The organism is Bacteriovorax sp. BAL6_X (genome assembly GCF_000443995.1).
Lineage (GTDB): Bacteria > Bdellovibrionota > Bacteriovoracia > Bacteriovoracales > Bacteriovoracaceae > Halobacteriovorax_A.
This window is the reverse complement of the sequence record NZ_AUMC01000006.1, coordinates 89,472-101,679: the sequence shown is the minus strand read 5'-3', so window position 1 is coordinate 101,679 and position 12,208 is coordinate 89,472. Positions and strand designations below refer to the sequence as shown.

The 12,208-nt window shown below is 41.0% G+C and carries 6 protein-coding genes; 2 read left to right on the top strand and 4 right to left on the bottom strand.

The features are described 5' to 3' along the window. Position 1 precedes the first annotated feature (1 nt). The gene (locus tag M902_RS04800) at positions 2–1,327 is read right to left on the bottom strand and encodes a cation:proton antiporter (RefSeq protein WP_021266752.1); all 1,326 of its coding nucleotides are present in this window, start codon (positions 1,325–1,327) and stop codon (positions 2–4) included. Between the two features lie 156 nt (positions 1,328–1,483). Here M902_RS04800 and M902_RS15760 point away from each other — a divergent pair, with 156 nt between their 5' ends. Together M902_RS15760 and M902_RS04790 are read left to right on the top strand one after the other, a co-directional pair. Next, a complete protein-coding gene (locus M902_RS15760; protein ID WP_021266728.1) occupies positions 1,484–1,951 on the top strand; it encodes a hypothetical protein in 468 nt (155 codons plus the stop codon). A 316-nt stretch (positions 1,952–2,267) separates the two neighbouring features. Beyond that, positions 2,268–9,884 carry a carboxypeptidase gene (locus tag M902_RS04790; RefSeq protein ID WP_021266674.1) on the top strand — a complete coding sequence of 2,539 codons (7,617 nt, stop codon included), beginning with the start codon at positions 2,268–2,270 and terminating at the stop codon, positions 9,882–9,884. Positions 9,885–9,977: 93 nt separating this feature from the next. Here the strand turns inward: M902_RS04790 and M902_RS16745 are convergent, their stop codons facing one another. The 3 genes from M902_RS16745 to ccoG are packed head-to-tail and all read right to left on the bottom strand — an operon-like array spanning position 9,978 to position 12,203. Beyond that, on the bottom strand, positions 9,978–10,112 hold the full coding sequence (locus M902_RS16745) for a hypothetical protein (RefSeq protein ID WP_021266605.1): 135 nt from the start codon (positions 10,110–10,112) through the stop codon (positions 9,978–9,980). Then, positions 10,103–10,816, bottom strand: a complete 714-nt coding sequence (locus M902_RS04785; protein ID WP_198011868.1) for a sulfite exporter TauE/SafE family protein — start codon at positions 10,814–10,816, stop codon at positions 10,103–10,105. Before M902_RS04785 ends, M902_RS16745 begins: the two co-directional genes overlap by 10 nt. Further along, entirely contained in the window at positions 10,800–12,203 is a 1,404-nt protein-coding gene (gene ccoG / locus M902_RS04780) for a cytochrome c oxidase accessory protein CcoG (protein ID WP_021266914.1), read from the bottom strand. Before ccoG ends, M902_RS04785 begins: the two co-directional genes overlap by 17 nt. Positions 12,204–12,208 lie beyond the last annotated feature (5 nt).

The window sequence follows — 12,208 nt, the reverse complement described above, 5'->3', positions numbered from 1 at the left end:
ATTATTTTCTTAGTCCTGAAAGGCTGTTCGAGATAAAGTCTTTAGTTATTTTGAAAATTGAACGGCGATCTTGTCCATAATTAAATTGAACATCGTTTAAAGACTCTTGAGATACCTCGCCACTGCGTTTTAGTGCTTCCTTAAGGATAAGAGGACCTGCTATTTCAAAGATAAATATACTGGAAATTATGGTTTGAAAAATAATTGCACTTGTGACGTGGGGGATCTTTTGGATAGTCATGGCAACAGCAATGGCCGTCCCAGCGTGTGAGTAGAGGCAATGACCTAAGGTGTTGTAATTATTGCTTGTTACTCTTTTGGCAAAGTATCGATGGGCCACAAAGATAGATAGTGTTCGAACAACAATATACATTATTACAAAGAGCGCATTTTCAGAAATTAGTCCTGCAATATTTATATGTGTACCAGCATACACGAAGAAGATTGCATAAAGTGAACTTCCAATATCTCTTACTGTTGTGTGAATGAGTCTTCCTTTCGAAGATGCCTGAGTCACTGTAAACCCAAGAACTAGTGAAATTAGTAGAACATTCAATTTTAAAAAATAGGCAAGGGTTTGGGAAAAGAGAATCATAGTAAGAATTGAAAAGAGGAAGTTACCAATCTTATTTTCAAAATTTTCAAGCCATGTCAAAAGAAGCCCAAGAGCAACTCCAATTGCAATAGAGCCAAATACTTCCTTGGCCATGGCAAGGATCGCTTGATAAGAAGAAACTGAGGAGGGCCAAAGTCCCGTCGCTTGAAAGATTGAAGTAAAGAATAAGCTACCAACAATAGTTAGCCCTGTAACTACTGCAAGGTGGATCATTATGGCGTCAGTTATTGGTCCATGTGTATTATATTCTTTCATAACAAGGACTGTTGTAGGTGGCGCTGCTTCGATACTTATTATTCCAAGCATGATGGATATAATTAGTATATTGGCGGCAGAGAGCCCACTAAATATAAATAAACAGGCCGCAAAGAGGGTGCTGCTGATAAGAAACATGAGAAAAACTTTAATGTGGGTCTCTTTAATGAGCTCGTTACTTAGACGACGCAAAAGGTACTTATTAAACTCACCACCAATATTGAAGAGGATAAGCCCCATGGCAAGATCAGAGAGGTAATTAGTTTTCTCTAGAAATTCATGAGTGATAATGCCAGTCACATATGGCCCTAAAATAATTCCAAGCATAATAAAGCCACTTACCTTAGGGATTCCAATGAATTTAGTAAGTCGAGCTACCACCAGGCATAACAGTAGGCATAGGCCTAGGATTGGAATAACGGCCTGAGTATCTGTTAAATCGATGAAGTCGAACACATCTAGCCTCGCTCTTTGTATTTGTAGAAATTTAACGCACACAGGCACCATATAAAACTTAAGAGGTATAAAAAAGCGTTAATATGATTAAGTTTTTACAAGTAATGATGTAAATGGCTACAATAGAGACATCAATTATTAAACGAGGTTGTTCACTTGAAGAAGAAAATATATTTCACACTTTTTATTCTGGCCATTATTGCAGGTCTTCTTGGTTGGGGGATTCTAAATTATCCGAAATCTGATGGGACTCGTTCTGGAAAGTTAGTGCGTATTACAAAGAAAGGTGTCTTCTTTAAAACATATGAGGGAACAATTGATCTTGGTAGTGGGGATCGACTGACTTGGGGATTTTCTGTTCATGACAAGGCATTGGGTGAGCAATTAGTAGCTCAGGCCGGTAAGAATGTAAAACTTGAGTATAAAGAGCTTTTTTTCAAATTTATCTACGAGACAAATAATGTTGTTGATGGTTGGTCAATTGTTGAAAGTGCCGAGGATAATGTCTTCTTATGCCGCTTAGTTCGTATCCTACAAGAAAACTCTTCTATTGTTGAATACCTAAGACCTCGAATTCAAGAACAAGATAGCGAGCTACTTCAGCGAATGCGTAACTGTAAATAAGGGTGCCATGCACCTTTGGTTTCGCACCTGCTAAATAATCTCTTTGTACTTTCGTATTTAGCAGATGCGAAACCAAAGGAGCATGGCACCTAGGTGGCACCCAGGCTGGGCAGTTTGCAAATCTTTGACACTAAATCAGGTCGATGGCCGTTATTTGAACTCTCAATAGATTACATTTGTAAGCCTTTAATATTACTTAGTTTTGTAAATGGTCTCTTTAGTTAACCTCGCTAAATATTAAAAATTGTTAAGAAAATTAACTTTATGTCGATAAACTTGTTTGAGTAACGAAAATTATTTAACAGGTTTGATATCGATGAATATTCTTTTTCTTTTAGTTGTATTAGCTTTTAGCTCCTGTTCGAAGATCAAGTATTCTATCTTTGATGGTGGAAGTATTACAATACCGACAGTTTCACTCTTAGATACTGACTCAAGTAGTGAGGAACTTAGTAATGACTTAACTGTTGGCATTAATATCGCAAACACTAGTGGGGCGATAAAATATTGTATTTCCGAGACTCAAACAACTCAACCTTCGGATACTGTAACTTGTAATGGTGGTGCTTGGACAACGACACCTCCTGCAACTTATACATTTACACCTGGTGAAGGAAGTCGTGACCTCTATGTTTGGACAGCTAATAGTGCTGATGAAATCTCTGAAGACCCAATTGTTGGAACAATTGAACTTGACACCGTTATACCAACAACGGCCATTTCAACACCTCCTACTACCGTTATTGATGAATCGAATCAAACAAGTTTTACACTTAGTGGAACCTGTAGTGAAGATGGTGGAGAGGTTGAGTTAACAAATTCAGTAAATGCTACAACGACTTGTTCTGGGGGAGTGTGGAGTGTTGATGTCGATACGTCAGCAATTGCGAATGGAAATTTAGATTTTGATGTTGTCTACACAGATATTGCAGGGAATTCTTCTGCTCAAGAAACAATTACACTGACAAAGAATGTTTCGATGCCTGATCCAACTCTTACGATGTCGTCAAATGATTCAAACGATTTAACAGTTGGGCTTAGTGTTGGAAATGATACTTATGCAACTATGTGGTGTTTATCTGAAACTCAAACTACTAAACCGGCCGACACTTCTACTTGTGCAGGTGAAAGTTGGGTGACGACAGAGCCTTCTGATTTTACTTTTTCGGCCGGTGCCGATGGGCCAAGAACAGTTTATGTTTGGACGGCCACAACAGGTGACTATATCAGTGATAATCCTGTCAGTGCCACCGTTAATTATGATACTTCAATTCCAAGTGTGACCATTACAAATTCTGCAGGTGAAGTCTTAGGCCCTAGTGCAACTTTATCTGGAACATGTTCTGAAGATGGTAATGTTACCTTAAGTGGAAATGTTGTTACCAAGTCAACTGCCTGTACGGGAGGTAATTGGAGTGATAGCTTTGACTTTAGTTCTCAAGCCGATGGTACAGTAACGGTAAGTGCGACAGTTACAGATAGTGCAGGAAATATTTCAGGCCCAGAATCTAAAAACTTCTCAAAAACTTCAAGCTACTTACATTCTCTAAATGTCGATACAATTAATAGCTACGATATTGATCTTAGTTATGCAGTTATTAACACGAATAATCTTCAAACTTTTAAATATCAAATTGCAAGTGGAACAACGGCACCAATCGATTGTAGCGCAGGTGTTGATTTTGGAAATACTAATCTTTCCCAATCTATTACTTCACTTGATCCTTCAACTCAATATAGCGTAACAGTTTGCTATATCGACACTTCAAATAATACGATTGGCCAGCAGAGTACAACATTTACAACGGCCACAATCTCATCTTCTGGAACGAGCCTAACTTGTTCTGGTGGTGGTGATGTCAATACAACATGTTATGTAAATGATCTTCAAACGATGGCCGATGCTACAGTCATTTATATCCCAGGTAATCTTGTGATTCAAAATGGTGGTGATATTTCTTCAAATGCAGTTGAAAAAATTATTATGCAGGTTGATGGGAGCACGACGATTGAATCTGGTGGAGAGATCTCAGCAAACCTAACTCTATTAAGTACCACAACACTTGATATTCAGGCTGGTGGTAATATTGATGTTTCAAGTAAAGGATATGCAGGAGGAGCAAGTGGAGCGGCCAATGGAGCAGGTCCCTCTGCTGGTTTTGGACATGCTAGCTCTAGTGCTGATCCTGGAGGTGCTGGCCATGCCGGCCCAGGCGGTAATGGACGCTCTAGTGGTGGAACAACTATTTACGGTTCAAGAACTGAACCTGTCGATTTTGGTTCTGGTGGTGGAGCTGGTGATGCTCAATCAGGAGGGGCCGGTGGTGGTGCCGTAAAAATTATTGCGACTAATTTAAATATCGATGGAAATATTCTTGCTCAAGGTGGAACTGGTGTTCAATCTTGTTGTGACCAAGGTGGAGGTGGCTCAGGTGGGTCACTGTGGATTACTTCTCAAACCACAATTACGGGAAGCGGAACGATTTCTGTAAATGGTGGTTCAGCTGGAGCAGTTTCTGGTGCACAAGGGACTGGAGCTGGCTCTGCTGGACGTCTTGCAATTTATCAAAACTCTGGTGTTTATACATTCAATGGTGCGATTGGTGTTTCAGGTGGAAGTGTCGGAACACATGCCTCTGATGGTAGCTTCTACTTAGCTCTTGCAAGTAATGATCAACTTTGTGATAGTGGAAACTTTTCTTCAACATGTATTATCAATACTTCCAAAGTTATTGGTGGTGATACGATTATTACAAGTGGTAACTTAACAATTGATACCACTGGAAACCTAAGTATCAGGGGGCTTGATTCAGACTTTGCCTTTAACAATGCTGCGGGTGATTTTACGATTGCTTCAGGTGGTGTTTTATCAAAGGATGCAATGACGGCCATAAGCAATATTGTTGCTAATAATTTTACTATGGCCGGGACATTAAACGCTAATATTTCAGATTCAACTATTTCAAACGCAACAATCTCTGGTTCTATAAATGTAAATTATAAGGGTTACTTTGGTGGCCGTGCGATGGGCAACGGTGGAGGCCCTGCTGGTGGTATTGGAACAGATGATAACGGTGGTGGCGGTGGTCACGCAACTGATGGGTTCAATGGTAATGCTGGTACGGCCGGAACTCCTGCATACGGTTCAATTAGCTCCCCTGTCGACTATGGCTCAGGTGGTGGTGCTGGTGGTTCACGTATCGGTGGTAGCGGTGGTGGTGCCGTTAAGTTAAGTGTGACAAATACTTTAGATATTTCAGGAACAATATCTGCTAATGGTGGTAATGGACAGGAGAGTTCTGATATTTCAGGTGGTGGTGCCGGTGGCTCAATTTGGCTTTCTGCCGACAATTTAATTTTGCAAGCAACAATTACTGCAACAGGTGGTGATTCTGGTCATACGAATTCTGGCGGAAACGGTGCAGGAGGTAGGGTCTCTATAATAGCTAACCAAGCAACAGTTGCTACAAGTATTATTCAACTTGCTGGACGTGGTGTTGCCGATGGTACTTTAAATGTAAATATTCCTAATATTTATCCAATTTGTAGTGGTGGTGGAGATGTTCTAACTACATGTTTTATTAATGATACACAAACTTTAATTTCGAACGTAACATATACGATTTCAGGAAATTTAACTCTTCAAAGTGGTGCACTTATTCAAACCCTAGATGCAACTAGTGCCGAGCTTGATATTGGAAATGATCTTGTGATTGAATCTGGCGCAACATTAGCGGCCAATTTATCAGAACTTAATGCGACAAATATTGATATTCAATCTGGTGGTGCTATTAATCTTAATGGCCGAGGTTACACTGGCGGCCGTGATGGTGGTGAAGATGGAAAAGGCCCTTCTCCAGGTATGGGCAATGGTAGTGACGAGTCGGGTGGTGCTGGACACGCATCTGTTGGTGCTAACGGAGAAGGTGGATCAACGACAGGTGGAAGCGTCACTTATGGTGTCGCAAGTGCACCTATAGAGTACGGATCAAGTGCTGGCGCATCATATGGGCGAGATGGTGGAGATGGCGGTGGCGCCATTAAAATTATTGCAGATAACCTAACAGTTAATGGCTCGCTAACTGCTAATGGTACTGATGGGGCATCTAGTTCTATTTATGCAGCAGGTGGTGGAGCTGGTGGTTCCATCTGGCTTCAAATAAGTAATTCTTTTTCTGGAACTGGACCGATTTCTGCACTAGGAGGTGTCGGTAAAACTTATAATTATGGAGCAGGAAGTGGTTCCGGTGGACGCGTTGCTATTGAGTTTAATGGTTCTTCATATAACTTTTCAGGAAGTGTTTTAACGACAGGTGGGCTTGGAAAGAAAAGGGCCGGTGATGGAACGTTTTATTTAGCTCTAGCAAATCCTGCAGCGATTTGTGATAGTGGCGATCTCGTTTCAACTTGCTTTATTAATCAAAATAAAACAATTGGTGCAAATTATACAATTAATGCAAATAACTTAGAAATTGCAGATAGTGTCTCACTTTCTGTTGATGGCCTAAACCCTGGAGTTGCACTTGATCTAACTGGCAACTTAACTCTTAAACCAAACTCTAGTATCACATACCTTGCCAATGCTCGCAGTATTGAACTCCTTGCAGATGGAAATGTGACATTAGAAACAAATGCAACTATTCTAGCTAATCTAAAAAATCTAGAAGCGCAGACTCTTGAGTTGCAAACAGGATCAAGCCTCAATGCAAAAGGGCTTGGGTATCTTGGAGCAGGAATTGGCTACCAAGATGGACTTGGAATCTCTCCTGGACTTTCAAATAATACAGACGAAGCTGGTGGTGGTGCTCATGCCTCTGTTGGTGGTAATGGAGAAGGCTCATTGACGCTTGGTGGACAATCTCCTTATGGTAGTGAAACAAATCCTGTGGATTATGGTTCTGGTGGTGGAGCATCTAAAAATGTTTCTGGTGGTAATGGTGGAGGTGTCATTAAGATTGTGGCCAATGATATTATCCTAAATGGAAATATACTTGCTCAGGGAAATGATGGAGCTGCAACTTCTATTTATGCCTCTGGTGGTGGTGCCGGTGGTTCTGTTTGGATTCAAGCGCTCAATTCAATAGTTGGTAATGGAGATATCTTTGTTTCAGGGGGAGAAGGTAAGATTTATAACTATGGAAGTGGTAGTGGTTCAGGTGGTAGGCTCTCAATCGATCTTACTGGTAGTACTTATAACCTAACAGGTACAGTAAATACCCAAGGTGGCTCTAGCGGTAAACACGGTGGTCCTGGAACATTTCATTTAGGGCTTTCTAATAATAATGCAATTTGTGATACTGGGGATTTTTCAACAACATGTACGATTGCTGCAACAAAGCCACTCGGGAATAATATTGTTCTTACCGGAACAAATCTTATTCTATCTCCAAGTGCCGGACTTGCAATTCAAGGTCATAATGGGAATTTCTCAATTGATTTAACGGGAAGTCTAAGCCTTCAAACAGGTTCAAGCATTTCTTATACAGAATATCTTCGTTCAATTTCTATTTCGGCAGATACGGCAATTACAATTGAGAATGGATCATCAATTAATGCAAACCTTTCACTTCTTGAAACCTCTGCTTTTGATCTTCAGTCAGGTGGTCAAATAAATGCTGTAGGACTAGGGTACTATGGTGCTAGAAGTCGTCTGGAAGAAGGTTTTGGCCCTTCTCCCGGACTCACTAATGGCAATGATGAAGCAGGAGGTGGAGCGCACGGTGGAAATGGTGGAAATGGTGAAAATGCAACAACAACTGCTGGTGGAAACAGTCCTTATGGTAGCTTAACAGCTCCAGTCACTTTTGGCTCTGGTGGTGGGTCTTCAGGGAACTATCGTGGTGGTACTGGTGGTGGTGCCATTAAAATTATTGCAGACTCTGTAACTATTGATGGTGAGATTAAGGCAGATGCCAATGCTGGTGCAGGTGGAAGTATTTACGCTGCTGGTGGTGGTGCAGGTGGTTCCATTTGGATTACGGCCAATACAAGCTTTACTGGGACTGGAAGTATTCAGGCCAAAGGTGGTGACTCGGGAGGGCGTGGTGCTGGATCTGGATCTGGAGGTCGATTATCAATTGATATGACAACTTCAACTAATACATTCTCCGGAATGTTCTATTATGGGCCTGGAGCTTCAACTCATCCCGGTGATTCTGGTACTTTAAATCTAACCTATACAACATTAGATGAATTCTGTGATGTTGGAACAAGTGCTACGACTTGTGAAATTAACAATGTTAAGTGGCTTCCGAGTGATCTCTTTGCAGGGAATTTAACGTTAAATAATGATGTCTATCTTTTTGATAGTACAACAAATATTACAGTGACTGGTGACCTTCTTGTTAAATCTGGAGCAACGATTCAATCACAAAATCGTGATAAGTATACATTTGATATTTCTGGAGATGCTACGATTGAGGCCGGTGCCACAATGAAGGTTAATCTTGCTGATTTTATTGCAACAAATCTCGATCTTGCTGGAACAGTTGATGTCTCAGAGAAAGGATATACAAGTACATCAGGCCCTGGTGGAGGTAAAGACTCTAGTGGTGGAAATAATCCTGGTGGTGGTGCTAGCTATGGAAGTATTGGCGGCCAAGGCTATAGTTCCAATACTTGGGGAAATCTATATGGAGATGAAACTGCTCCAACTGACTTAGGCTCTGGTGGTGGACGAGAAACTAATGCTGCTGGTGGAGATGGAGGCGGTGCTGTTAAATTTAGTATTTCAAATTTAACTAATTTTACAGGATCAATTTTATCAAATGGTGGCGATGGAGAAAATAATGGCGATCGATCTAGTGGTGGTTCTGGTGGATCTATATGGATCAATACCGGTTCAATTACCGGAAATGGTTCAATGGCCGCTCAAGGTGGTTCTGCAAGTGGGTCTTCAAGTGGTTACGGTGGCGCGGGTCGAATTGCTATTACCATGACAGATATTAGTGGCGTCTATCAATATGGTGGAGCAATCGATATGAAAAATAATGACCTTGGAATTGATGAGGGCTCATTCTATGTTTCATTAATGGACCAGGATTCAATTTGTACAACGGGTGGCTTTGGTTCAACTTGTACTGTTAGTAACGACCTAACACTAGGTGGTGTGCAAAGCTTTACAGGTGCCGGAAACTTTATTCTTGATACAGCTATGACTCTTAGAGTTTATGGAAATAATACAGATGTAGGTTTTAATGTTAATGGGAATTTCTCAACAGCAAATTCTAGTTTAATTTTTGCAAGTAAAGATATTACTCAAATCCATTCAGGTGGTGTTGTCACTTTTGATGGAGCTGTTGAAGCGGGACTTCCAGACGTCTACGCTGTCGGTGATATTAATGTGAATGCTCCAATCTCTTCACTTGGAAAAGGGGAGCTGCCAGGGCGTCTAGGTCATAATGGTTATGGAACGGCCGGTGGTGTTGCTTGTTCAAGTGGTGATAACCCTGCTGGTGCAGGTGGGCACGCTGGTGCTGGTGGTAATGGATATTGTGCTAATAGTGGAGTTACATATGGTAGTGCTACCGAGCCTAATACTGCTGGCTCAGGTGGTGGAAGTGATGATGATGGTGACTATAGTGGTGGTGCCGGAGGTGGTGTAATTTGGTTAGTTTCAGATGCAAATGTTAATATTGCAGCATCTGTTGATGCTAATGGTGTTAACGGAAACTCTACCGGTGGAACAGGTGGTTCTGGTGCCGGAGGGTCGGTTTACGTAAAAGGGCTTACTTGTGATGGCAGTGGAAATATATCAACAATTGGTGGATCCAATACAACTGGCTATCGCGGATCAGGTGGCGGTGGTGGCCGTATTCATGTAAATTGTGGAACGAATAATTGGCTTGGACTTGCTGATGCTTCTGGTGGACTTGGTGTTGATGCTGGTCGTGATGGTGGAGTTGGTAGCGTTGATTATACAGTTATTCCGTAAGCGTGCCATGCACCTTTGGTTTCGCACCTGCTAAATAACCTCTTTGTACTTTCGTATTTAGCAGATGCGAAACCAAAGGAGCATGGCACCCTCTTACCAAGACCAGTACTTAACTGTTAAAGCAACGAGTAGGCAAGGAAAGAGGATGATCACAGTGAAGAGCAAAAAGTTAAATGCATAGAACTCTGGATCTTGAAAAAATTTAGTTATCATTTTCTTTAGTGACATGTTGGCGCTCCTGGCGCTGGACTCCACATCATATACACGCGGTAGACGATTGTAGCAGTTCCAATAATTAAAAATAAGTAAGGGACACCAGCTTGAATTCTGCTTGGGAATTTTATCCTTCTAATGGCAGTTGGCCCAAGGAGAAGCCCAGGAAGTGTTCCTAGCCAAAAGAAGAAGACAAAGAGTGCCGCTAGTACAGGGGAGGCCGCACTTATCGCTAGTGCTAACATTGCCCATAAAAGCCCACATGGAAGAAGAACACTGATGCTCCCAATTGAAAAATTAAAGAGGTGAGGTTTATTTCCAACTTTCTTTGAAATCTTTGGCCAAAGCTTGGCATTCAAGTTGTGTAATTTTTGAGAAACTATTTGAGCAAATTTGAAATTTGAGAATTTAAAAAGTCTTTTAAGCCCCATCCAAATTAAGATTAAACCAATACTTAAACCTGAAAATAGCATAAGATATGGGTTTGATTTGATATCTAAGATTGTAAAGCCAAGCACTGGAATAACCAGTGCTGTGGCCATGTAGCCCAAAAGCCTTCCTACCTGGTAGGACATATTTTGACTAAAGGACTTTGAGACGGCCATGGTAATTCCGCCACACATCCCCACGCAGTGGAAATTAGCAACAAGGCCCATTGTAAGAGCTGCGCTTATGATAACGTATGGTGAGATTCCCTGTAGACTACTTAACTGGTCCAACGAGTACCGCCTCTTTAATGATCTCTTCATTTGTGTCGAGATCTTTTATGATGAAATTAAATTTTAAGCTTCCGTTAGTTAGTACTTCATTGTTAAAAACGATGAAGACAATTTTTCTTTCGTGATTTGACTTGAGAACGAAAGGGTTTCTCGGTATTTTTAATTCGTATGAGCCTTCTTTTATTCCTTGGACTGCAATTTCGATATTTCTTTCGACAATATCACCACTCTGCTCAATAACGATATGAAAGTGGTTTCTTGTTGTTGTTGGTGAACTTACTGTAAACGGTACTCCTGCTCCTCTAAGAACTGTCGTTGTGATTCCTTGCGATAAAGAAAGACTATAGATAAATCCGATGACTAAGCCTATGAGGACAAGAAGATAGCCTATATTTCTAATTGAGAATATATGGCGACCTTTCCCTTCAATATTGCTTTGAGTATCGTAACGAATTAGCCCCATTGGTCGATTCGTTTTTAACATAATGTCATCACAAGCATCGATACAATTTGTACAAGCGATACACTCGAGTTGTACGCCACGTCTAATATCAATACCTGTTGGACAGGCTTTTACGCAAGCATAGCAGTTGATGCAATCTCCATGCTCTTCTGGTTTCATACCTGGCCGACGTCTTGGTTCTCCACGTTTTTCATCGTAGAGAATTGCTAGTGAATTCTCGTCCATGATGACAGATTGCATTCTCCCATAAGGACAAGCAATAATACAAAACTGCTCTCTAAACCAACCAAAGTCTAAAAGGACCGTTGTTGTGATAAGAAGCATAATTGTAAACAGCGTGAAGTTCTCTGCAGGGTTTTGAAAGCTTACAGAAAGTAGGTGATGAGTTCCTACAAAGTATCCAAGAAACGTGTGTGAGATATGAAGAGATACGGCCAGAAAAGCAATCCACTTAAGTGATTTCTTTATCACTTTCGCTGTCGTCCATGGCGCTTCTGCTAATTTCTTTCTCGCTCTTGGCTTCCCTTCAATAAGTGCCTCGATCTTGAGGAATATAGAGGAGATGAATACTGTTTGAGGGCACGCCCAACCACACCAAACACGCCCAAAAATACTTGTGATAAAGCCTATGAAAAATAGAAAGCCGAGTATCACAAATATTAATATAGGCGCATTATGGGCATAAAATTTGTATGTAAAGAATGAGAACTCTCTGGCCGGAATATTAAGGAGAATCATTTGTTCTCCCTGAATATATATCCATGGCAATACGAGATAGACAAATATCAGAAACCAATAGAATATCTCACGCCTGGTTTTCCAGATACCTTTTACTTCTTCTGGGAACAGGAAGACGCGGTGTCCACTGTCATCAGTTGTACCTAGTCTTGATTCGTGTAATTCAAATTGTGATTTTTTTGCCATTTCTT

Excerpts from the sequence above, each read along its gene's own strand:
- M902_RS04790 (WP_021266674.1), top strand. The coding sequence starts at position 2,268 with ATGAATATTCTTTTTCTTTTAGTTGTATTAGCTTTTAGCTCCTGTTCG.
- M902_RS16745 (WP_021266605.1), bottom strand. The coding sequence starts at position 10,112 with ATGTCACTAAAGAAAATGATAACTAAATTTTTTCAAGATCCAGAGTTC.
- ccoG (WP_021266914.1), bottom strand. The coding sequence starts at position 12,203 with ATGGCAAAAAAATCACAATTTGAATTACACGAATCAAGACTAGGTACA.